We start from the raw sequence: 22,855 nt of genomic DNA, 5'->3' as shown, positions 1-22,855 counted from the left end.
GAGAAAAATCGAAGATGAACCATTCTTCGGAAATCTGAAGGCTAATTTGAAGTACCTACGAACCTCGGTTCGTGGGATTGAAAAGGTTACTACTGAAGCAGGAATTGCAATTATGGCAGCTAATCTGTTGAAATTGACCCTCAAGGTCAATGTTATTTTTAGAAAATCAATCGTTAAAAAAATAATCGTGGTTTTCAGATTCAATATCAGTCTGAAAACCACGATTATTTTATTTTGCGTGGCTTATGTCCCAGCCACTTGTTTACAGGCTAAATTCAAGTTTAGTTGACGATGTATTTAGGCTGCTTGTTCTGGGCAATAGCAATTGTATTATCGGCTACAATAGCAGCCATAGCATCTCGAGCCTCGATGGTGGCGTTGCCAATATGTGGTTCTAAAACTACATTTGGTAGGTGCTTTAATTCAGGTTCAACGTCAGGTTCATGCTCGTAAACATCAAGGGCGGCACCGGCAATTTCTTTAGCCTTAATCGCTTGGGCTAAGGCTTTTTCATCAACGATTGGCCCCCGAGCAGCGTTGATAAAAAAACTGCTGGATTTCATTTGTTTAAATGTTGCCGCATTAATCAGGTGTTTGGTAGCTGGAACTAGAGGGACGTGAATCGTGACATAATCTGCCGTTTGAATGAGATTATCAAAATCAGTATAAGTAGCGCCTAATTCTTTTTCTAACTCTGGCGCTAGAGGCTGCCGTTGGTAATATAAGATATGCATACCGAAACCACGCATCCTTTTAGCGACCCCTTGACCAATTTGCCCCATGCCGATAATCCCTAGAGTTTTACCACTGACTTGATAGCCCAAGAAAAATAACGGTGCCCAACCATCAAACCCTTGTGTCTGCATAAGCTGATCACCAGCTACGATTCGTCGTGAAACTGCTAGAATCAGCCCAACAGTCAGTTCAGCCGTCGAATCCGTAGAAACAAAAGGTGTGTTCGTCACAGCAATATTTTTTGTTCGAGCATAGGCGGCATCAATATTGTTAAAACCGGCACCATAGTTAGCGATGAGTTTTAATTTTGGTGCCGCATCGATGATTTCTTGGTCGACCTGAGTGGACAGTGCGGTGATCAAGACATCGATATCGGTAACGGCCGTTCTTAATGCGGCCTTTTGAATCAAACCAGAACCGGCATATACTTGGACATCGATTCCAGCATGCGTTAAAGTATTATAAGCCTTGTCGGGTATTTTAGCTGCAATAAATACTTTTGTCATAGTATTGCTCCTTCCAAATATATTGTTATAATACGATACTAAATCAAATTTAGACCAGAATAGACGATCCTGCAATCAAGGTGGCTCGAAATGTATCTTTTTTCTAAAAAATCTAATTTTTCTTATAAAAAACTAGAAGTTTCGTAAGATAGGGATGTGCTATGATAGAAGTTAATAAGTTCGAAGGAGAAATGGAGGCTTAGCAATGGGTTTTTGTCCTAACTGTGGGGCACCAATTGAACCAACACAAAACTTTTGCCAGAATTGTGGGTACCCACTAAGTGCTAAAGCAAGAAAAATGGTTATGGGTGTAACCCAAAAAATGTTATTAATGGCGCCCCAAACCGATAACAATGACGTACCAAACACAGATGAAAATGGCATTTTGAGTCGTCATTATGAACCAAACACCAATAGAAGTAATCGTCAAAATCAATCGCGGATCGACCCAGCCAATGATCCTTATTTACAAGGTAATGATGTTCAACAGCCCTTTGATCAGACCAGTTCAACGGTTGGCAGTCGGGTCAATGGCTATCAAGCTTCACCAGATTACAGTCAAGAAAATACACGTCCAGAGACTAATGGGCAACAACAGGCGGCTGCACCGGGCACATTAAATAATTATATGACGCGGTCGGCTTACGAGCAGGTGACTGGTGGGCAGCAAGATGCGCCTGCAGGACGCGGGTCGGCTGTGACACCGCCAGAAAATGACAACTATGGATCAGATAGTAATTATGGGGCTTATCAAACGCCGCAGTCTGCTTATAATAATGGCTTAGATAACAATAATCAAAATACCATGACAGCTGCTGATAGCTATGCCCAGACAGGTGATATGGGACGTTCCAGTTATAGTTATAATGATCCAGCTGGTGTAAGTACCAGTTATCAACCATATGATAGTTCTAACACCCAGTCTACTAGCGCAGCCTATGGTTCCGATCAGACCACAGCTTATCAAAATAATTACGACATGAATACGAATTCAGGGGCAGGTACAATGGCTGCAAATCCGAGTGATCAAGGCTATTATGGTACAAATAGTTATGCATCGAATTCAGCTGACACTAACGATATGAGTTACGGTCGTCGCGGTCAAAGCTCAGCTCAGGAAGCTGATGACTATGCTGACGATTACCAAGATGATTATGAGCAAGATGATGAAAATTTAACCTTTTTTCAAAAGATTAAAGTGACCGATTACATTACGGCAGTTTTATCGATTGTTTTGATCGTTACTAATTTTGTTGGTAGTTTCATTACCAGCACCCCCTTAGGTAAAGGGACGACTTTGATTGGTCAAATGAAACTTGGTGGTACTAGTTTTGCAACAATGATGTATCTGATGATTGCCTTACTTGTTATTGGACCGTTGCTGATGCTTGTCTTTAGTATTTGGAAAGTGGGCATTGCCCATATTCTTAAATTAGTTGCCGCAGTTGTTTCGATTTTGGCTTATATTGCTGTCTTTGGAATTATGATCACGCAAGGCTTAGTAGCGGCTAGTGGGTTGCAAAACTTCCAGTTTGGTATCTCAGCAATAATTGCTATTGTTATTCTAGTGACTAACTTTATCTTGGCAGTTGTAGACTTTGTCCGCTATTAGAGTTATTTAATTTAAGCTATGATGAAACTTAGATACTTAAGTCGTCGCCATGTATCAACGTAAATAAATAGTTACCTGGAGTCAGTCCCGTCTATTAGATAGGGGCTGGTTTTTTTATACTGTTATTTAATTAGAAATTGACAGCATAATCCTTTGTTTTTTGAGCCAATTGGGTTATCATTTAAATTGTAATAATTATCAAGTAATGGAGGTTTTCATAGATGAAAGTTATTGTTGTTGGTTCTTCTCATGGTGGTTATGAAGCAGTTCGCCAGTTATTGATGGATCATCCGGATGCAGAGATCCAATGGTATGAAAAGGGCGACTTCCTATCATTCCTTTCCTGTGGGATGCAGCTTTATCTTGAGGGTGTGGTCAAGGATGTCAATACGGTCCGTTACGCAACCCCTGAAGGTATGCGTGCTGAGGGTGTACACGTCTTTGTACAACAAGAAATTACTAAGATCGATGCTGCCAATCATAAAGTCACCGTTGAAAATCACGGAGATCACTCAACGCGCGAAGAGAGTTATGACAAGCTGATTTTAAGTGCTGGGGCGGTACCTGCTGCACTGCCAGTTCCAGGTAAGGACCTTGAAAACATCTATGCTATGCGCGGACGTGATTGGGCCATTAAATTAAAGGCCAAAACAGTTGACCCTAATGTGAAAAACGTGGTCGTTATTGGTTCTGGTTACATAGGTATTGAAGCTGCCGAGATTTTTGCCAAAGCTGGTATGAAAGTTACGATCATTGATTTATTACCACGTTTGTTAAGTGTTTATCTCGATGAAGAATTTACCGATATCTTAACGAAAGAAATGGCTGATCATGGGATCTACGCTGCTACAGGTCAAACCGTTCAATCCTTTGAGGGTGAAGCTGGTAAGGTTACTAAAGTGGTGACTGATCAAGGGGAATACCCGGCAGATCTTGTGGTCGAAGCAGCAGGTATTAAACCAAATACAGCTTGGCTTAAAGACTTACTTGATTTGGACGAAACCGGCCGTATTAAAGTTGATGACTATATGCAAACAAGTCAAAAAGATATCTTTGCTGTTGGTGATGCAGTTATGGCTAAGTTCTCAGCAACGGGTAAAGAAGCACCAATTGCTTTGGCAACTGTTGCGCGGCGGCAAGGTCGGTTTGCAGCAATGAATATCGACAAGCCAACGCACAAATTCCCAGGCGTTACTGGTTCTTCCGCTTTAACGGTTTTTGATTACAAATTTGCTTCAACTGGTGTTAAGCAAGGGACATCGCAAAAATTTGGGGTTGACGTTAAGTCTGTCTTTGTCACAGATTCGAAACGTCCAGCCTTTGTACCAGAAAAGCTGAACCCAACGGTTTACTTCAAATTGACCTATGATCCAAAGACACGTCGGGTAATGGGGGCTCAGATTATGTCTAAGGGTGATGTCACGGCTAATATCAATGCTATTTCGTTGGCAATTCAAACTAAATTAACCATTGATGATTTAGCCTATGCAGACTTCTTCTTCCAACCCGGTTTTGATCGGCCTTGGAATATTATGAATGTTGCTGCTCAAAAAGCTGTTCGTAACGAAAAATAATAATTTAAGTTAAAAGAAATGTGGTAATTGCAGTTGCTATTTTGAACTGTAATTGCTACATTTTTTTCATTTATGAGCCATTTCTTAGGCAATGGTCTAAGAAAAGTTACAATATGACATAATAATTATAAATAAACTAGTTAAAGACACGAGTTAATTGTATAATGAATTTATCTATTCTATTTTGCTAATGTTCGTTAAGGAGAGTCACTATGGGGATTTTTAAACGCAATAGTCATAAAGCACCCACGATCGCCAGTGCGATGGTTAATGGCGTCGAAAGTCAAACCGCATCTGTCGCTGCATCACATACAGATACAGATGAAAATGAGGTGGAGAAAATCAAAGTCAAGAAACAGGCATCAAAGAAGATCATACCTGAAGGCAAACTAGCTTCTGAAGTTAAGTCGATTCAGATTGAGAAGCCTGAAAATATTGCCCCTTACGATTCGGTGAGTGTGGCTGAAAAGACAGCTTTAGATATTGCTAATTTAAAAACAAAAATGCATGATCTATCCACTGAATATGATCAATTACGGGATAACTTAAAGGTCAAAATGTTTCAACAAAAAGGTCTTTTTGCTGACGAATTGGCCAAAGCTAAACATTCGTTACAACATTTAGAAAGTCAATTGGATCAATTAAACGCACAAGCTGCTGAGTTGCAAGCCAAAGATGATAGTGACTTATTACGACAACAAGCTGATGTTAATAAGGCAATTCCTGAGATCAAAAAGGGGATCAATCAGGTTGAACGTCAATTGAGTCAGGCTAATCAACAATTAACAGCAAATCAAAAAAATCAAACCACGATTCAACAACAATTAGACGAAAGCAAAGCAGCAGCACAAAAGCTATCTGACACCATTAAAAATGAATCTGATTTGGTTAAGATGATGGCGCTAGTTGAAGAAAACAAAAAACAAGCCTTAACATTAGTGGCAGAGCAAAAAGAATATACTAAAAAACAGGCAACTTTAGATAAAGAATCGCAAACAATCAAGGCACAACTTGAACAGCTGCAAACACAGCTTAATGACGACCAAACCGAATTAACTGCGAAACAGCGGGCTGTTAAAGAGATTGAATCTCAGATTGAAAATGCACGCCGTCAGCGGGCTCAGAAACAGGCCGCTTTAGCAACTCAACAAAATAACTTGAAGCAGCAAATGGATGTCGTTTCAATGAAGATTTCGGGCTATCAGTCTAATCTAGAGGGTATGCAAAAGCAGATCAAGGCAGCTTTCGGGACGTCTTATTTTATCCAAGACGTCCAATTTGATCAGAGTGCGGACTTTTTTGTCATGTTGAGTCAACCTTTAGCTGAAGCTAGTCAAACCGATGTCAATTTACTAAGTTATTTACAAAATCAAGTGGAAAAGCCTCTAACTTTAGTTTCATTAACTTATGATCCTCAATTGAAAGATCATTTGATGAGTTGGGCTAAACAAAAACAACTTACGGTACCCAAAGTAATCAATATTTTTACTGAAATTCAAGCCAGCGCAGAAAATACAGCACCAGTCATTACGATTCATGAGAGTGATAATTTGCAGGGCGAATGGTCTAAAGATCGTCGCTTTAAGGAATATCATGATATTGACGGTCAATTAAAAATGGTTGCGGCTTTTGGCAATGGGGAACAAATGCAGGCTATCCGTTATTATGAAAATGGTAAATTAAACAAAATGATCACCTTAAATGATCAAGGTCAGTTGTCGCGTAGTGAACAATATAATGATGATGGACAAGTCACTGTTGCGGAATATTATCGTGTCGATGGTACTCTAGCTCTGAAGTGCTGGCACCATGAAGCAAACGCTGTTACGGTGGAAGTTTATGATAATAATGAATTGAAAACACAGTCATTTGCTTCTGAGGCTGATTTTGATTACTGGTGGTTATCAAGTTACTTGGGCTTACAAAGTAATATTATTTTGGTTGGTATGGATAACGATATCACTTATCGTAAGTTGATCAGCGAACAGAGTATTCCGGCATTACCTTATTTGGTGAATGTTAAAAAAAATCTCAGTCAATTAAAGGCCATGCTGCACGGAAAGCATCCTTGGCTGCAAATGTTGGTTAGTTCCAGAACGGAGCGTAGTTTGTTAGAGGGTATCATCGATCGGGATATTAACATTTCTTGTGTTAGTACCCAGCAAGACTACGCCTTACCAAAAAGTTTGGGTGCTGAACAAGTAGGAACGGATGCTTAATGTTAATATTCATAAAAATCACTGCAATCATTTCACTGATCGTAGTGATTTCTTGTCTGCTGGTTCCATTGATTTTATTATGTTTACGTGTTTCTAAACCTAAGCCAGCGGCAACTAAGCTGGCTGCTTATCAATTATATCTATTAGTACCGATGCACAATGAAGCCCCGATTGCTGGGCAAACCTTAGCTCGATTTTTGAAGCAGAATCCAGCCGATGCCCAATATCAATATGCGATTCATTGGGTCATTATTGAGGATGGTAGTGAAGATACGACACCAGACCAGTTATTGTCCTATGATAAACACCATCCTAATGTCACTGTGATTTATCGCCATTTAGATGCTGGCAATGGCAAAGGCAGTGCTTTGAATGCAGGTTTAGAATATGTATACAAGAAAGTAGCACCAGTTGATTTGGAACAGACAGTTATTGGTGTGCTGGATGCAGATGCTTACATCGCACAGGCAGATTTAAATCAAATCATTAATATTTTCGCAGCTGATGCAACACTTAGTATGTTGCAAACTGGCATTGGTATTTATAATTTAAATCATTGGCTGTCTTTGCTGCAAGATTTTGAATTTCAAATTGGGAATACATTATTGCAAAATATGCGTGGTCACTTAGGCAATGTTGCCGGTTCAGGTAATGGTCAATTTTTCCGTTTGTCTGCTTTACCACGGCATTTTGTTTGGGGTGCAACCCTGTTAGAAGATTTCGAAATTAGTACAAAGCTATTGCTTCGGGGCTTAAAAACAGCCTATGCCTATGATATCAAAGTATATCAAGAAGCCACGATTACCTGGCAAACTTTTTTACGACAACGGGCACGTTGGGCTCAAGGCGGACTTCAATGTCTGCAAAAGTTTTATCAGGCTATTAAAACGAATTCGCACTTGAGTGTGTTGGCAAAAGTTGAAATGCTTTTATTTATGTTGACCCCAATAATTTGTATTGTTGCGGCGGTGCTAGGGGTAATTGTTTTTGGAACCCAGTTATATTATTGGATCGGTCTACATGGCTCATTCTCGTGGTTCTTATTGCTGCTATTACTGTTGATGTTTGGTGAGAATTTATTACTGAGTTCGTTTTATCAACGGCTTACGCATCATTCTTGGTGGCATATCTTGTGGTTGACGTTTACGCTGCCGATTTATGGCCTGTTTGCACCGATTATCAGTGTGGTGGCTTTATATCGCTTTTTACAACATAAAAATAAGTGGGATAAAACGACGCATGGCTTGTTCTAAATGTATTGTCCAAATATATTAGACGCTAATTGTCTTTAGGGCTTATGGTTAAACAATAAGTAGGTGGGGCCAGAACAAAGTTAATATTTTGTTCTGGCTCCTGTTTATTTTGCGAACGATTGTATCTTAAACGTGTTCTAAAACGCAAAAATTTTTTCTCATAATAAAAATGAAAACGATTACTTGAAAAAGTTGCTTTAATAGTCTTTGTATCTAAATAAGAAGCAATAGGCTAAGAAAATTGGTCCAATAATGAGAAATAATTGTCATTAGGAATAATTTTTTATCAAAACTTAATGCAAAAAGTTTATCAGTGTGATAATATTTAATCGTTGAGAAATTATTATTAGTCACTCAAGTGATTATCATCACAATTATTGCCGGCATCAATTGTGATAGAAATTGGAGGTAACAAGAAATGCAAATTGTCATTGGGGTTTTAGTTCTATTCGCTGTGATTGCAGTGATGACGTTGTTTACATTCAAAGCACCAAATGGTAAAAAAGCAATTAGCGCTCTATCAGGTGCTGCTTGTGCAACTTTTCTACCACAAGCTTTTCTAAGTTATGCCGTGGGTGATGTTTTCCATATTCAATTCATTAAGCAGATCGGTGACATTATGGGATCATTGGGCGGCTTGGCAGCTGGGACTTTAGTGCCGCTAGCTTTTGGGATCAGCCCAGTTTTTGCAGTTCTCGTTGGTGTCTCTTTGCTCAAAGTTAAACTTTTACCTGCTTTCTTAGCAGCATATGTGGTATCCTTTGTTTTGAAGCAGATTGAAAAGCGTGTTCCCGAAGGCTTAGATCTGATTGCCGTTGTTTTGATCGGACCGGCACTGGTAAATGGTGTTGCCGCTTTGATCTCACCAGCAGTTTTACAAATTCTACATATTATCGGTAATGCAATCATTAGTGCAGAACAGGCTAATCCAATGTTAATGGCAGCAGTTTTAGGTGCAATTATTCCATTGGTTGGTATGACGCCATTGTCTTCAATGGTATTGACCAGCTTGATTGGTTTGACTGGTGTACCAATGGCTATTGGGGCATTGGGATGTACCGGTAATTCCTTCTTAAACTTTAGTTTATTCCGACGTTTAAAATTTGGTGGTCGATCAACTACCGTTGCAGTAACGATTGAACCATTAACGCAGATTGATATTATTTCTGCAAATCCAGTCCCAATCTTCGCTACGAATGCTGTTGCTGGTGCAATTAATGGTATGATAATAGCAGCATTTGGCTTAGTGATCAATGTAACCGGGATGGCAACACCTTGGGCTGGATTGATCGTTGCCTTTGGTTTTAACCCAGCATTGAAAGTGGCTATGGCTGTCGTATTGATTTTAGTCAATAGTACAATTTGGGCTTATGTTGGCGGCTTTGTCTTTAGAAACTTTAAAATTCACACAGTTAAAGAAATTCGTGGCACAACAACTGAAGCGGAACCTGTTGCGGCACAAGCAAACGCCTAATAGATTATTAATATAAAATGGGGTGAAAATAATGTCAGGAAATTACAAGAGTGTTTTTGATATCATTGGTCCGGTTATGATTGGGCCTTCTAGTTCACATACAGCCGGTGCCGTAGCTATTGGTCGCGCCGCCAATCGGATCTTTGGTGATGTGCCAACTAAAATTGTTGTTCATTATTATGAGTCCTTTGCCCAAACACATAAGGGTCATGGCACCGATTATGCGATCATCAGCGGCATCATGGGGTTTGAACCAGATGATGCGCGTGTACCTAATGCGTTGCAGATTGCTAAAGATAGTGGGATTGAGGTGCAGTTTATTGAAGAAGCAGGGGACAGTCCCATTGGTCATCCCAATACGGCAATTGTCGAATTAAGTAAAGCTGATCGTGAAATTACCGTAGCTGGTTGTTCCATCGGCGGTGGCACAATCGAGATCAGAGATATCAAAATGGATGGTTTCCACATTAAACCCAAAGGCCCCTTGCCGATATTATTGGTTCAAAGTGATGCTTCTAACAAAAATTTGATTCAAGAAAAATTAGCTAAAATCAATACGATTAATTACCATGCAGAGTACGATGCACCGGGTAAAGGCATGTTATATGAATATGATCTTGAGAATCGGTTGAAAGAACAAGATCTGAGTACATTGTCACAGAAGCACACTAAGATGGTCTACTTATAGGAGGCAAACGTCATGTATGAAAGTATTAAGGCACTCGTTGATGCTTCAATGTCCACAGACACATCAATTTCTGAATTAATGATCCAACAAGAAATGACTAAAAATAATGTCAGCCGTGAAGAAGTTTGGCAACAGATGGCCCATAATTTAGAAGTTATGGAGGCTGCTGTCAAACGTGGCGTTGAGGGTGACGGGGTCTTTTCAAAGACAGGCTTAACTGGCGGCGAAGCGGTGTTACTGAAAAAGTATCGTGAAAAAGGCCATACGTTATCAGGTGATACGATGGTTGAAGCCGTACAAAATGCCATTGCCACTAATGAGGTCAATGCAGCGATGGGCGTTGTTTGTGCCACACCAACAGCAGGGTCAACGGGAACGTTACCAGGCGTGTTGTTCGTTATTCGTGACCGATTAAATCTGTCCCGTGAACAAATGATCAACTTTTTATTTACTGCGGGTGCTTTTGGTATGATTATTGCTAATAATGCGATGATTGCTGGCGCCACGGGTGGTTGTCAGGCTGAAGTTGGGAGTGCTTCAGCGATGGCTGCTGCTGCTGCAGTAGAAGCTGCCGGTGGTAATGCAGAGCAAAGTGCGGAAGCTTTAGCTATGGCGATGAGTAATTTATTAGGTTTGGTTTGTGATCCAGTTGCCGGTTTGGTGGAATTACCTTGTGTGAAACGTAATGCTATTGGTGCAGGAAATGCGTTAATTGCTGCAGATATGGCGCTTGCCGGATGTACGAATAAGATTCCAGCAGATGAAGTTGTTTCCGCAATGAAAGAAGTAGGGCAAGGCTTACCAAAAGCACTTCGGGAAACTGGTATCGGTGGTTTAGCCGGCACACGAACTGGCGTTAAGATGAAAGTTTCAATCTTTGGTAAATCCGTTCCAATAAGCTGATTTGTTTCGGTATATTTAAAATGATAAAATTCTATTAAAAAGGAGGGGACCCAATGGACGTCAAAACATTTATTAGAAGTTATATTCCTATGGTTGATTTCATTGCCGAAATCCTAGGAAAAAATAGTGAAGTCGTCTTAAATGATCTGACGAATTTAGATCATTCCATTATTGCTATTCGCAACAACCATATCTCTCACCGCCAAGTTGGTGATCCTGCATCTGATTTGGCGCTCAGAACGGTTAAAGCCGGTCGTAAAGAACAACGGGATTTTATCGCCAATTACCGTGGCGTGTCTGATAATCAGGTGACATTGCGGTCCTCCACCTATTTTCTTCGCTTTGAAGGTAAAATTGTGGCGATGATCTGTATCAATACAGATGACTCTTGTTTCGATCAGTTACAGTCAAGTTTGGATCGCGTATTGAACGCTTATCGACCTAGTGAGGCAGAATTGCGTGATCTGGATACGACACCAGAAACAATTCAAAAGACGGCCACAAGCCATAATTACGAATATGAGCATTTAACCACGTCCTCTGAAAACTATGCGAAGCAGATTGTTGACGCCTACCTTCAGGAGAAAGGGTTGCAACTGGCTTATATGAAACGAACGGATAAAATTGAATGTGTTCGGCGCTTATACGAACAAGGTTTCTTCCAATTAAAAGATAGCGTGGTAGATACGGCTAAGGCCTTGAGTGCTTCAGAACCAAGTGTGTATCGGTATTTACAAACTGTAAAAACGGATCATGAGGATATTAGTGCACCAGATTTAACGGAACATCGGAAAAATGCGTAATAAAAAAAGTTGGGTATAGGCCCAACTTTTTTTATTATATAGATTTGAATGAAATTATAATTTATCAGTTACAGGATGCGATAAGTCACCAATTTTTGCTAAACTTTTATTCCGGCCAAATTCATAAACAAAGTAAAAGAAATAGCCAACGATCCATTGAGATAATACAAACAGCCACTGCGTCTCATGCCAAGGCCGATGAGCCAGTGTCAAAATAGTTACCAGGCTGACATATAATATTGGCACAATGGCAGCAGTTCCTTTAGAGGCTTGTTTATACCCCAAAATATATTGCAATGTCAAAATAATTGGAATGCCAACTAAAACTGCAGCGGTCAACATCAACTGTCCTAAGTTTGCCATTTTGCCACCTCCATAATTATATGAGAACTTTATGAACTTGATTTAATCTTATCTAGGTTTGTTAGTTTTGTCAATCTGTTGGTACTAAAGGATTTGTTGAAAAAATTTTATCATATAGATATTAAATTATTAGACTGATTAAAATTTATCTAATTTGAGTATTGCCTCGTTAGTATTCAGGTGCTGAACGCCTTTTGTCGCACTTTCCACAAAAAAATACGGTCAAATGTTTGGATAACATTTGACCGTATCATGAGTCAGAGGACTGTGAGTCTGAAGACATTTCCATCACTCCAATAATTAAATTAAGCACCAATCGCTAAGAGTTGATTCAATTTATTTTGATCCATCCCGAGCTCATTCATAACAAGTAACGTGCGTTTCAAATCTTGATATTGCGCTTCGGTATATAAGCGATCATCCATTTCGACATCATAGTGGTCGCAAATTGTGTATAACTCTTGTTTAAGGCGATGCTGCAATTCATCTTTGGTCATGGTGTGGTCACCTCCTTAATCTTTGTATTCTTAGTGTAACACAAAAGATTAGAAGACTCACATAATTATTGCTGATTAATATGAAATATCTTCCAAAACCGGATTTGTACTGCCAGCTGGTTCAACGACGCGATCGTTAAAGAGAAAGTTATTGATGATATAGAGTACTTTCGGGTCATCGTGCATGACAGAATGTTCACCCGAAGTACCATGAACTTCAATTTCATGGTATATAGAAGCAGTATCTCGTAATAAGTAATTAATAGAGCGCGCCGAATTCACAGTAATGTACTTATCGGTATTAAACCCAGTGTCCGTGTTACCATAAATATTTAATACTTTAGCATCCCTAGGAAATTCATTTTTGTGAAAGAACCAGTACAAGTAATGCATATTCATTAGCATTGGCCGACCGCTGAGCGTCAACTGGTTAATATTGGGAATATCGCCCAATGCAATGACGCCATTGAATGGGCCAGCAACTAAAATGACCTTATTAAGTGTTGGAAACATAGGATCATCATGATTTTCCAATAGGCAGTTTAATAAAGCAGTCGCCCCAACCGAATGACCAACGGCATTAAATTTCTTGAAGCCATAACGCTTTTTTAATGTTGGTAAAACTAGCTCTAGCCAGCGTGAATGCATGCGCATACTAGCAATATTTTCTTCAAAGATAATTTGAATGATCGGATTTTCATTAGTTGTCCAAGTACCTTGATAACGAATTCGACCACGCCAATCAACGATAACGCGAAGAAAATCTTGTTGATTGGTATAGTCGATCGCAGCTTCGACCATTTTTTCAGTCGTATTTAAGCCGCCACGGAAGCCGTGAACAAAGATCGTCGGAATTTGTATCGGATGATTCAGTGGTATTTTAGGTTCAACCTGGGATAAATCAAGATGTTGCGCAATTCTTTTGGGCAAAAAGCTAAAAATCAAGGCACCAATAATTGCAAAAAATGCGGTAATCCGCCCCCAAAAACCGTTCATTTGCGTTGTTTGGCGAATAGATTGTTCTGCCGATTTCAAACTTTCACCACTTCCTTCCATAACGATACTCCATAATACTATAGCATAGTTTCGAGTTAAAAAGAATTGCACAGTGATGCGAGATTGATCAGAGGTTGCCATTTTCTGAAAGACGATTAAAATGGACTTGTGATTAATAATAATAATTTTAAATAGTGGCTTATTTGGGGGCTTTTTAGTGCAAACACAAGATACGGTGGAAACAGTCCAAGGTCGTCAGCGCGTTGGGTTCATGATTACATTATTAATGGGCACTTTTGGCATGTCTATCAGTCAGTCAGCTATGTCCACTGCTTATCCAACCTTAATGCGAACGTTTCAAGTTGGGGCTGACACGGTTCAATGGCTGACGACAGGATTTATGCTGGTTATGAGTATTTTGATCCCAGTCAGTCCTTGGCTGCTAAATAATTTACGGTTCAAAACATTATTCCGTGGGGTATTGCTTGTCTTTTCTCTGGGAACCTTATTATGTATTAGTGCGCCTAGCTTCTGGGTGTTGCTAGCTGGTCGCCTATTAGAAGCGGTGGCAGTTGGTATTATTTTCCCCAGTTACCAGACTGTTTTATTAACGATTACACCGGAAGCCAATCGTGGTTTTACAATGGGTATTGCTGGTTTAGTGATGGGGTCGGCTCTAGCAGTGGGGCCTATCATTTCTGGCATTATTTTGCAGTATATTTCTTGGCAAGCCATTTTCGGGCTATTTTTAGTTCTCATGTTAGTGGCTTTCATCGCTTCGTATGCCTTTATCAAAAACGTCATGCCACGCCATCGTCAGCCAATTGATCTCTTTTCGGTGGTCTATGCACTTGGATTTCCAGGGGTCATGTGGGCGTTAAACGAATTGACCCATGGGCTGCAGTTTGGCTGGTTGATATTACTGGTTGCTAGTATTGTTGCCATTTGGGCTTTCATTCGGCGTCAAAATCGGCAGAAAGTACCGTTTTTACAATTACGTGTTTTTCGTGCCAAAGCTTTTCGGTACGGCGTCTATTTAACTGGTATCTCTTACATTGCTTTGATCGTGACGACGATCATCATGCCACTTTATTTTCAACAAGTGTTACATATTTCTCCGTTAGCTTCTGGCTTGTCACTAGTACCTGCTGCCGTGGTTTTAAGTTTGCTAAATCCAATTGCAGGGAAGTTATTTGATCATTGGTCGGGTACAAAAGTTATTGCCTTAGGGATGAGCTTGATTGTGGTCGGTATGGGGTTAATGACACTCTTCGCCAGTCGCCGGCAGCTTTGGATCGCCATTATAATGGCCATTATCACAGAGAGTGGTAATGCTTTTGTGATGATGCCAGCTGTTACAATGGGTTCGAATGCCTTACCGGAAGATTTGCTCGCCCATGGCACGGCCGTCATTACTACCGCGCGTCAAATTCTAGGTTCATTAGGTGTGATGGTTGCGACGCAAGTTTTGACGTTAGTGACACAACACAGTCAATATTTGGGGCAATTGCCGGCACAAATCCGGGGCTTTCAAATGACTTTTGGCTTGTTTACGGTGATTGGTATTTTGGGGTTGATTTTAACATTTCAGATTCAACGCCAAGCTTTAGCGGTTCGCCATGAGCGTGCGACAAAGGGTGTTCAGTGACCAAACACTAACAAGAACCCTGATAAATGGCAGTCCGTTAGAAAACCAAATATTTTAAAATAAAAAGCGTGACACCCACTTCATTGACTAACTGATTGCTAGCCTATGATGAAGGGTGAACGCTTTTTTAAGATGCTTTGACACGATAAATGATTGGTCTCAGTTTGAGCGCCAATAGTGAAGCCACGGCGGCTTTGAGAAGCTCGGGTACGATAAAAGGGACAAAAGCAGCTAAGAAAGCACTAGACCAGGTCCCATGGGTGAAAAATTTCAGCCAAATCGTACCCAACAATAAAATTAGTAGACTGCTTAATAAGTGCGCGCCAATATTAAGCTTATCAGGTCGCCCAAATTTTTGGATCCAAAGACTTAATAGTGCTGCGCCAGGGACAAAAGCTAATAAGAAGCCCGTTAGCGGATTGATGAACTGGGTAACGCCGCCGACACCGCCCGCAAAGACGGGTAAGCCAATGAGCCCCAATAAGAGGTATAAAAGGACACTGAATATACTCTGTTTTGGTTTCAAAGTACTACCTAACAGCATGACGCCAAAAGTTTGGAGTGTAAAAGGCACTGGACCAAAAGGAATCGTGATTTGTGAAAGAATTGCCAGAATAATTGCAAATTCAGCGATGAGCACCATGTCTCTAGCGTGTGTTTTACCCATAGATGTCTCCTTAAATTTGATGGCCTAAGTATAGCATAAATCGCTATAAATGAATTTATAATCGATTATTTTTCACACTTAAATGATTGCGATATACTTAAGTTATCACATATAAAAATATAACTTGCTTCAAGTTTGAAATGAGGTATGCACATGACGCAAATACCAACTGAAAGTTTAATGATTGGTTTTAAATCAGGATTTGAGTTAAATTCAGGCCATTTTGAAACGCAGACTTTGCCATTAGCACCTCTAAAACCCAAAGATGTTTTAGTTGAAATTCAGGCAGTGTCGGTTAATCCAGTAGATACCAAACGGCGACAAACTTTACCAGCTACGGATCAATTTCAGGTTTTAGGTTATGATGCAGCTGGCCGTATTTTGGCTGTGGGTGACGCAGTAACTGATTTTAAAGTGGGCGATGCTGTTTTTTATGCAGGAACGACACGCCGACGTGGTGCTGACAGCCAGTACCAGGTTGTAGATAGTCGCTTGATTGCTTTAGCGCCAAAACAATTAACGTCGGCACAACAGGCAGCTCTACCATTGACGGCATTGACGGCCTATGAATTGTTGTTTGAAAAGATGAATTTTGTGCCACAAGCCAATGCAAATAATGGGCAACGCATTTTGGTAATCAATGGGGCTGGCGGCGTCGGCTCGATTCTAACACAATTAGCAAAGTGGAGTGGCTTGCGGGTTTATGCCACATCAAGTCCACGAAACTTTGATTGGCTGATGCGTAATCGAACAGATGTGACCTTGGATTACCATCAAGATTTGATTGAAGCTCTAAAAGATGTTGACATTACCGATATGGATGGTATCGCAATTTTGTATGATCCCAAAGCTTATTTTGAAGTGGCAGCGCAATTGGTTCGACCTTTTGGCCATATTGGGACAATTGTTGCAGCAGCTGATTTGCCAGTAGGTCTTATAAAGAATAAAGCCGCAAGTTTAGATTGGGCATATATGTTTGCTAAAGCTGATTACGGGTATAAAATTGCCAGTCAAGGACAAATTCTGGCGCAGATCAGTCGATTAATAGACCAAGGTATTTTAAAAACGACTTTAACTGAGACATTCCATGATATTACTCCAGATACGCTCTATCAGGCTCATCAACTGATAGAAAGTGGCCGTGTGCGTGGAAAACTCGTGCTCTCAGGACCAGTTCATAAATAAAAATAGTGTATGCGCTAACAAAAACTGTTAAAATAGGAATATTGAATTTTTTGTTTAGGGAGAGATTGACATGACGAAAGTAATGGCTGTTAATGCGGGGAGTTCCACGTTAAAGTGGCAGTTATTTGATATGCCTTCTGAAACGCGAATTGCCGGAGGAATGATCGATCGGTTGGGTCAAGAAAACGCTCGGTTTATCGCGGAATATGGGGATGGCCAAAGGTTTGAACAACAAGAACCAATCACGACCCATGAATTAGCAGCTGCTAAGATCTTAACGCGGTTGAAAGATCTAGGCATCGTTGCGCACTTGGAAGAAATTGAGGGCGTTGGGCATCGTGTTGTCGCCGGTGGAGAAATTTTTAAATCGTCAACACGGGTCACACCACAGGTTACAGATGAGATCAAAGCATTAGAAGAATATGCACCTTTGCATAATCCAATTGAAGCCTATTATATCGGTGTGTTTGAAGAATTGCTGCCTCATGCCACTCAAGTTGCTGTATTTGATACTTCTTTCTTTTCAACTTTGGCACCAGAAGATTATCTGTATAGTGTTGATTTGAATTATTATCACGACTATAAAGCCCGTAAATATGGCGCGCATGGGACGAGTCATCGCTATGTTGCACAACGGGCAACTGAATTGATGGGGCAACCCAAAGATTTGAAGTTGATTACATTACATTTAGGCAGCGGCGCTTCTATTTCAGCCATTGAAAACGGACAAGCGGTAGATACCTCGATGGGCTTCACACCGTTAGCGGGAATCACCATGAGTACCCGTTCTGGGGATATTGATCCTTCATTGATTCCGTTCTTGATGTCCCATCTAGGTTTGACCGATGTCCAAGATTTGATCGATATTTTAAATAAAAAATCCGGTTTACTTGGTTTATCTGGTCTATCTGCGGATATGCGGGATCTGGAAGCAGTCGAAACTACGAATGCACGTGCCAAGTTAGCCTTAGATGTTTTTGTGAATCGCGTGGTCAAATACGTCGGGGCTTATGTCGCCCGATTAAACGGCGTAGATGGCTTAGTATTTACAGCCGGTGTGGGCGAAAATGGTAAGGAACTGCGACAACATGTCTGTGAACGCTTGGCTGCTTTTGGCGTTAAGATCGATCCAGAACGTAATAATGTTCGCGGCAAAGAACGCTTGATCAGCACCGATGATTCCAAAGTCAAAGTTTATGTCATTCCGACCAATGAAGAATTAATGATTGCCAGAGACACCTTTGCACTGCATGAAAATGATGCAGAGAAGCAAGCGTAATTCAGAATGGTACCGACTATATTCGTATTGTGAAACTTAAAATGGGCTGAAGCAGAATTCATTTTTTGCTTTTCAGCTCTTTTTTCGTTTGATCTAACTTTAGAATTATGAATAATGAAATTAAACGTAGCTTGGCTTTTGTTGATCAAAAAATTATCAATTAACAAACCTGATACTTGCGTTTAAATTTTTTTTGGCGTATTATCTTCCAATTGAACCTATCACTGCTTAAAGGAGGCTCATCGTGGCTGGAATTAAAGAGAATACCTTGTCCCGCTATCAGCAGATAGCCATTGATATCGCCAATCGGATCGTTAATCAAGAATATCCCATTGGGGCAAAAATCCATGCGCGTTCAACGGTCGCCAATACGTATCAGGTTTCTGCGGAAACGGCACGTAAAGCTATCAAGTTATTGGCTGATTTGCATATTGTCGAGGCTAAACAGGGTAGTGGCTTTTATGTTTCTTCCTTGAATAATGCTGTCAATTTCGTTGATCAATTTAAAAATGTAAAGACACTTAAAGATTTAAAGCATGATATCCATCAAACGATGAAACATCAGCTGCAAGAATACAAACATTTGTCAGAAATGATGAACCAGTTTTTGGATCAAACCCAACGTTTTAATACGGTTGATCCCTTAATGCCCTTTCAATTAGAATTGGCGGCTGGCTGCAAGCATTTGGGAAAATCGATTGGTGAATTGAAATTATGGCAGAATACAACGGCCACGATCGTAGCCGTGCGTCATAATGGTCAAATGCATATTTCTCCTGGGCCTTACGCTGTGCTTGAAGCGGGTGACATTATTTACTATGTTGGGAATGAGACATCACCACGACGCGTACGTAATTATTTTGCGATGGCATCCGAGTGAGTCGTTTTATTTGACTGGTGCCATGCTATGGCGTATAGTCCAGGCAAATAGGACACAAGCTGCTAAATATTTTCATGTAAGCTCCGGTAGATCAAAGTTTGCCGGAGTCACTTATTTGACAAAGTGACAATATGGAGTTAGCATAGTATGGTCACTTTCCGATAATAACTATCGAAAAAGGGGGAATTGAATTGCCAATCGTTAAGGTGGAACATTTAACCAAAATATTTGGGAAACGTGTCAAACCAGCACTTGAAATGATCAAGCAAAAGAAATCTAAAACCGATATCTTAAAGAAGACTGGGGCGACTGTTGGTGTCTACGATGCCAATTTTGAAGTTGAAAAGGGTGAGATCTTTGTGGTCATGGGTTTATCTGGTAGTGGGAAGTCCACGATGATCCGCATGATCAATCGTTTGATCAATCCAACAGCCGGCTCTATTTATATTGACGGTGATGATATTGCGACAATGGATAAGGAAGCATTGCGCGAAACGCGCCGTAAAAAAATGAGTATGGTGTTTCAAGGATTTGCACTTTTTCCAAACCGAACAATTTTAGAAAATACGGCTTATGGGCTTGAATTAAAGGGTGTAAGCAAAGAAGAACGCGAAGCAAAAGCAATGGCGACACTTAAAGATATGAGTTTGGCAGATTTTGCGGAACAATATCCAAGTCAATTATCTGGTGGGATGCAGCAGCGTGTCGGCTTAGCCCGAGCATTGACCAATGATCCTGAAGTTCTATTAATGGACGAAGCATTCTCAGCGTTGGATCCTCTGATTCGGCATGAGATGCAAGATGAATTGCTAGACCTTCAAGCTAAAATGAAAAAAACAATTATTTTCATCACCCATGATTTGAACGAAGCATTGCGTCTGGGTGATCGAATCCTGATTATGAAAGACGGTCAAGTGATGCAAATTGGGACTGGTGAAGAAATTTTGACTCACCCAGCCAATGATTATGTGCGCACCTTTACACGAGATGTGGATTACTCAAAGGTTTTGACTGCTCAAAATATCATGATTCCAGCGCTGACTATTAATTTGGATAAAGAAGGGCCAAACATGGCTTTACGGCGCATGCGCCATGAAGAAGTCAGTATGCTTGTGGCTATTGACAGTGAGCGGCACCTTAAAGGCGTGATCAACGCTGAAGATGCGCGTACTGCCAGACAAGAAGGTAAACCACTGGCGGATTTCATTAGTTCTAAAATTCCGACAATCAGTAAAGATACGCACGTCAACGATATCTTCAATGTGATTAACGATTCACCAACGCCGGTAGTCGTCACTGAAAATAATCGGGTCGTAGGCGTTGTCATCCGTGGTAGTGTGATCGATGCTTTAGCTGAGGATACAGATACGCCAGAGACTGATGCGACATCAGCAAACGACCAGAGCCAAGCACAAACCACAACAGGGGAGGAGAATGCTAATGCTTAATTTACTTGCAATTGCCAAACTACCTGTGGCGTCTTGGATCGAAAAGATTACCGATTGGTTCACAACCAATTGGGCCGGATTTTTTAACGTCTTACAAAACTTTGGTAAAACGCTGATGAATGGGATCACTGATGGCTTGATTGCGATCAATCCAGTGATCGTAATTGTTTTACTGACTTTAGCGGCGTTCGTAATTTCGAAACGTAAATGGGGTTTGACAGCATTTACGTTAATTGGATTAGTCTATATTTATAATCAGGGTTTATGGCATGATTTAATGAACACCGTGACCTTAGTGCTCTTATCCAGTGTACTGTCAATTGTAATCGGGGTACCTTTAGGTATCTGGATGGCTAAGAGTGATAAAGCTAAAGCGGTGATCACGCCAATTCTTGACTTTATGCAGACAATGCCAGCCTTTGTTTATCTAATTCCAGCCGTTGCCTTCTTTGGTATCGGGATTGTACCGGGGCTGTTTGCTTCAATTATCTTCGCTTTACCGCCAACTGTTCGGATGACGAACTTAGGTATTCGCAGTGTCCCTGACGATTTGGTCGAGGCAGCAGATTCATTTGGGAGTACCAGTTGGCAAAAACTAGTCAAAGTCGAACTGCCAATTGCTAAAAATACGATTATGGCCGGGATCAATCAAACGACCATGCTCGCTTTATCAATGGTAGTCACAGCATCAATGATCGGGGCGCCTGGACTTGGACGTGGCGTTTTACAAGCGTTACAACGGGCAGAAGTCGGAACGGGCTTCGTAAATGGCTTAGCTTTAGTTGTCTTAGCAATTATTGTGGATCGGTTCACGCAGTATTTGAACCAACCTAAAGCGCATCAACAGAATTTGACGGCCAAACAAAAGAAAAAGAAGCGTTATACGACAATTGGTGTGATTGCGGCAATTATTGCTTTGCTAGGTGGTAATATTGCTTACAGCAAGTTAAATAACCAAACGAGTAATAAAGGGGACGTCAATCTTGCTTATGTAGAGTGGGATACTGAAGTTGCTTCTAGTAATGTTGTTGGTGAAGTTTTACGCGAAATGGGTTACAATGTCAAACTCACACCATTAGATAATGCCATTATGTGGGAATCGGTTGCTAAAGGTCAGGCAGATGCCTCTGTCAGTGCCTGGTTGCCAAATACGCATAAGGTACAATATCAAAAGTATAAGCACCAAATTGACTTATTAGGGCCAAATTTAGAAGGTGCTAAATTAGGCTTAGTCGTGCCGCAATATATGACCAACGTCAATTCTATTAGTGATTTGACCAATCAAGCCAATCAAACGATTACCGGAATCGAACCAGGTGCCGGTGTGGTAGCCGCTGCGCAAAAGACGCAAAAAGCTTATCCTAATCTAAGCGGCTGGAATATTTCCACCTCTTCTTCAGGTGCGATGACGGTGGCTTTAGGCAAAGCAATTAAGAACAAGCAGCCAATCGTGATCACGGGTTGGTCACCCCATTGGATGTTCAGCAAGTACAAGTTGAAGTATCTAACGGATCCAAAGGGCACAATGGGCAAAGCCGAAAGTATCAATACGATGACGCGTAAAGGTTTTAAGTCAGATAATCCAGAAGCTTATAAAGTCTTGAAGAACTTCCACTGGAGTCAAAAAGATATTCAATCTGTTATGTTGAAAATTAATCAGGGAACTGAACCACAACAAGCTGCTAAGGATTGGATCAAAGCACATCCTAAGCAAGTTGCTGCGTGGAAAAAATAAATAACGTTGACGATATGTGTGGTAAGTTTGCTTGCACAAATGTGTTTGAAATTGAATCATTCATTGAATAGTAAGAAGAATCTGATGCAAAACGATGGTTTTGTGCTCAGATTCTTTTTTTCGTTTAAGATCAAATCATGCGTAAAATAATGGGCGCTGTAGAAAAGAAACTAGATTTTAAGTGTCTTAAAATAACATGAGGGGAATCCCTACATTTTGGACCTGCCGGAAAGAGAATATCAGTCAAAACGCCTTTTTATAAACACATTAAGCGCTTTCTGAAAATGAAACGATTGTTTTTCAAAATTGTATGAATGCGCTACAATAAATATATCAATAAGTGATTAGATCGGCGTTTGAATTATTCGCTTTAGACATATAGGAGGCAGA

General features: G+C 40.6%; 20 protein-coding genes. 15 read left to right on the top strand and 5 right to left on the bottom strand.

What is annotated here, in order from left to right; genetic code table 11:
• Positions 1-289 (top strand): transposase (locus tag FHQ08_RS02355; RefSeq protein ID WP_230912783.1); only part of this gene is annotated, 289 nt, incomplete at its 5' end.
• Here the strand turns inward: FHQ08_RS02355 and FHQ08_RS02350 are convergent.
• A complete protein-coding gene (locus tag FHQ08_RS02350) occupies positions 282-1,241 on the bottom strand; it encodes a 2-hydroxyacid dehydrogenase family protein (RefSeq protein WP_230912782.1) in 960 nt (319 codons plus the stop codon). The genes FHQ08_RS02355 and FHQ08_RS02350 overlap by 8 nt on opposite strands.
• Before the next feature lie 205 nt (positions 1,242-1,446).
• Here FHQ08_RS02350 and FHQ08_RS02345 point away from each other — a divergent pair, with 205 nt between their 5' ends.
• The 8 genes from FHQ08_RS02345 to FHQ08_RS02310 all read left to right on the top strand — a co-directional run bounded on the left by FHQ08_RS02345 (position 1,447) and on the right by FHQ08_RS02310 (position 11,767).
• Positions 1,447-2,853, top strand: a complete 1,407-nt coding sequence (locus tag FHQ08_RS02345) for a zinc-ribbon domain-containing protein (RefSeq protein ID WP_230912781.1) — start codon at positions 1,447-1,449, stop codon at positions 2,851-2,853.
• Between the two features lie 221 nt (positions 2,854-3,074).
• Entirely contained in the window at positions 3,075-4,427 is a 1,353-nt protein-coding gene (locus FHQ08_RS02340) for an FAD-dependent oxidoreductase (RefSeq protein ID WP_230912780.1), read from the top strand.
• A gap of 212 nt (positions 4,428-4,639) precedes the next feature.
• Positions 4,640-6,646 carry a coiled-coil domain-containing protein gene (locus tag FHQ08_RS02335; protein ID WP_230912779.1) on the top strand — a complete coding sequence of 669 codons (2,007 nt, stop codon included), beginning with the start codon at positions 4,640-4,642 and terminating at the stop codon, positions 6,644-6,646.
• Positions 6,646-7,899: a glycosyltransferase family 2 protein gene (locus tag FHQ08_RS02330; RefSeq protein ID WP_230912778.1), complete on the top strand. Its 1,254-nt coding sequence runs from the start codon at positions 6,646-6,648 to the stop codon at positions 7,897-7,899. Before FHQ08_RS02335 ends, FHQ08_RS02330 begins: the two co-directional genes overlap by 1 nt.
• Before the next feature lie 418 nt (positions 7,900-8,317).
• Positions 8,318-9,373, top strand: coding sequence for a PTS sugar transporter subunit IIC (locus tag FHQ08_RS02325; RefSeq protein ID WP_230912777.1), 1,056 nt, complete (start codon positions 8,318-8,320; stop codon positions 9,371-9,373).
• Between the two features lie 31 nt (positions 9,374-9,404).
• Positions 9,405-10,061, top strand: coding sequence for an L-serine ammonia-lyase, iron-sulfur-dependent subunit beta (sdaAB, locus tag FHQ08_RS02320; protein WP_230912776.1), 657 nt, complete (start codon positions 9,405-9,407; stop codon positions 10,059-10,061).
• Between the two features lie 12 nt (positions 10,062-10,073).
• Complete coding sequence (gene sdaAA / locus FHQ08_RS02315; RefSeq protein WP_230912775.1) at positions 10,074-10,964, top strand: L-serine ammonia-lyase, iron-sulfur-dependent, subunit alpha; 891 nt, start codon at positions 10,074-10,076, stop codon at positions 10,962-10,964.
• 53 nt (positions 10,965-11,017) lie between these two features.
• Positions 11,018-11,767 carry a helix-turn-helix transcriptional regulator gene (locus FHQ08_RS02310; RefSeq protein ID WP_230912774.1) on the top strand — a complete coding sequence of 250 codons (750 nt, stop codon included), beginning with the start codon at positions 11,018-11,020 and terminating at the stop codon, positions 11,765-11,767.
• A 54-nt stretch (positions 11,768-11,821) separates the two neighbouring features.
• Here the strand turns inward: FHQ08_RS02310 and FHQ08_RS02305 are convergent, their stop codons facing one another.
• From FHQ08_RS02305 to FHQ08_RS02295, 3 genes are all read right to left on the bottom strand, one after another.
• Positions 11,822-12,130, bottom strand: coding sequence for a hypothetical protein (locus tag FHQ08_RS02305; protein ID WP_230912773.1), 309 nt, complete (start codon positions 12,128-12,130; stop codon positions 11,822-11,824).
• A 305-nt stretch (positions 12,131-12,435) separates the two neighbouring features.
• Positions 12,436-12,627 (bottom strand): hypothetical protein, encoded by a 192-nt coding sequence (locus tag FHQ08_RS02300; RefSeq protein ID WP_230912772.1) that lies wholly within the window; start codon positions 12,625-12,627, stop codon positions 12,436-12,438.
• Between the two features lie 75 nt (positions 12,628-12,702).
• Positions 12,703-13,683: an alpha/beta hydrolase gene (locus tag FHQ08_RS02295; RefSeq protein ID WP_230912771.1), complete on the bottom strand. Its 981-nt coding sequence runs from the start codon at positions 13,681-13,683 to the stop codon at positions 12,703-12,705.
• Between the two features lie 211 nt (positions 13,684-13,894).
• On the opposite strand from FHQ08_RS02295, the gene FHQ08_RS02290 reads away from it, so the two are divergent.
• A complete protein-coding gene (locus FHQ08_RS02290) occupies positions 13,895-15,271 on the top strand; it encodes an MFS transporter (RefSeq protein ID WP_230912785.1) in 1,377 nt (458 codons plus the stop codon).
• A 127-nt stretch (positions 15,272-15,398) separates the two neighbouring features.
• On the opposite strand, the gene FHQ08_RS02285 is transcribed toward FHQ08_RS02290, so the two are convergent.
• Positions 15,399-15,938: a biotin transporter BioY gene (locus FHQ08_RS02285; RefSeq protein ID WP_230912770.1), complete on the bottom strand. Its 540-nt coding sequence runs from the start codon at positions 15,936-15,938 to the stop codon at positions 15,399-15,401.
• Positions 15,939-16,085: 147 nt separating this feature from the next.
• Here FHQ08_RS02285 and FHQ08_RS02280 point away from each other — a divergent pair, with 147 nt between their 5' ends.
• The 5 genes from FHQ08_RS02280 to FHQ08_RS02260 all read left to right on the top strand — a co-directional run bounded on the left by FHQ08_RS02280 (position 16,086) and on the right by FHQ08_RS02260 (position 22,465).
• Positions 16,086-17,123 carry a zinc-binding alcohol dehydrogenase family protein gene (locus FHQ08_RS02280; protein WP_407929122.1) on the top strand — a complete coding sequence of 346 codons (1,038 nt, stop codon included), beginning with the start codon at positions 16,086-16,088 and terminating at the stop codon, positions 17,121-17,123.
• 70 nt (positions 17,124-17,193) lie between these two features.
• Positions 17,194-18,402, top strand: coding sequence for an acetate/propionate family kinase (locus tag FHQ08_RS02275; RefSeq protein ID WP_230912768.1), 1,209 nt, complete (start codon positions 17,194-17,196; stop codon positions 18,400-18,402).
• A gap of 244 nt (positions 18,403-18,646) precedes the next feature.
• Complete coding sequence (locus tag FHQ08_RS02270; RefSeq protein ID WP_230912767.1) at positions 18,647-19,282, top strand: TrkA C-terminal domain-containing protein; 636 nt, start codon at positions 18,647-18,649, stop codon at positions 19,280-19,282.
• A gap of 191 nt (positions 19,283-19,473) precedes the next feature.
• Positions 19,474-20,730 carry a quaternary amine ABC transporter ATP-binding protein gene (locus tag FHQ08_RS02265; RefSeq protein WP_230912766.1) on the top strand — a complete coding sequence of 419 codons (1,257 nt, stop codon included), beginning with the start codon at positions 19,474-19,476 and terminating at the stop codon, positions 20,728-20,730.
• Positions 20,723-22,465: an ABC transporter permease/substrate binding protein gene (locus tag FHQ08_RS02260; protein WP_230912765.1), complete on the top strand. Its 1,743-nt coding sequence runs from the start codon at positions 20,723-20,725 to the stop codon at positions 22,463-22,465. The genes FHQ08_RS02265 and FHQ08_RS02260 overlap by 8 nt, the downstream gene beginning before the upstream one ends.
• Positions 22,466-22,855: the final 390 nt, after the last annotated feature.

Origin of the sequence: Agrilactobacillus fermenti, assembly GCF_021030645.1 — a bacterium.
GTDB classification, from domain to species: domain Bacteria; phylum Bacillota; class Bacilli; order Lactobacillales; family Lactobacillaceae; genus Agrilactobacillus; species Agrilactobacillus fermenti.
Note: the sequence above shows the minus strand (reverse complement) of the source record. Positions and strands in the feature narration are given on the sequence as shown.

Coding starts and splice junctions, on each gene's coding strand:
- FHQ08_RS02350 (WP_230912782.1), bottom strand. CDS start 1,241: ATGACAAAAGTATTTATTGCAGCTAAAATACCCGACAAGGCTTATAAT.
- FHQ08_RS02345 (WP_230912781.1), top strand. CDS start 1,447: ATGGGTTTTTGTCCTAACTGTGGGGCACCAATTGAACCAACACAAAAC.
- FHQ08_RS02340 (WP_230912780.1), top strand. CDS start 3,075: ATGAAAGTTATTGTTGTTGGTTCTTCTCATGGTGGTTATGAAGCAGTT.
- FHQ08_RS02335 (WP_230912779.1), top strand. CDS start 4,640: ATGGGGATTTTTAAACGCAATAGTCATAAAGCACCCACGATCGCCAGT.
- FHQ08_RS02330 (WP_230912778.1), top strand. CDS start 6,646: ATGTTAATATTCATAAAAATCACTGCAATCATTTCACTGATCGTAGTG.
- FHQ08_RS02325 (WP_230912777.1), top strand. CDS start 8,318: ATGCAAATTGTCATTGGGGTTTTAGTTCTATTCGCTGTGATTGCAGTG.
- sdaAB (WP_230912776.1), top strand. CDS start 9,405: ATGTCAGGAAATTACAAGAGTGTTTTTGATATCATTGGTCCGGTTATG.
- sdaAA (WP_230912775.1), top strand. CDS start 10,074: ATGTATGAAAGTATTAAGGCACTCGTTGATGCTTCAATGTCCACAGAC.
- FHQ08_RS02310 (WP_230912774.1), top strand. CDS start 11,018: ATGGACGTCAAAACATTTATTAGAAGTTATATTCCTATGGTTGATTTC.
- FHQ08_RS02305 (WP_230912773.1), bottom strand. CDS start 12,130: ATGGCAAACTTAGGACAGTTGATGTTGACCGCTGCAGTTTTAGTTGGC.
- FHQ08_RS02300 (WP_230912772.1), bottom strand. CDS start 12,627: ATGACCAAAGATGAATTGCAGCATCGCCTTAAACAAGAGTTATACACA.
- FHQ08_RS02295 (WP_230912771.1), bottom strand. CDS start 13,683: ATGGAAGGAAGTGGTGAAAGTTTGAAATCGGCAGAACAATCTATTCGC.
- FHQ08_RS02290 (WP_230912785.1), top strand. CDS start 13,895: ATGATTACATTATTAATGGGCACTTTTGGCATGTCTATCAGTCAGTCA.
- FHQ08_RS02285 (WP_230912770.1), bottom strand. CDS start 15,938: ATGGGTAAAACACACGCTAGAGACATGGTGCTCATCGCTGAATTTGCA.
- FHQ08_RS02280 (WP_407929122.1), top strand. CDS start 16,086: ATGCACATGACGCAAATACCAACTGAAAGTTTAATGATTGGTTTTAAA.
- FHQ08_RS02275 (WP_230912768.1), top strand. CDS start 17,194: ATGACGAAAGTAATGGCTGTTAATGCGGGGAGTTCCACGTTAAAGTGG.
- FHQ08_RS02260 (WP_230912765.1), top strand. CDS start 20,723: ATGCTTAATTTACTTGCAATTGCCAAACTACCTGTGGCGTCTTGGATC.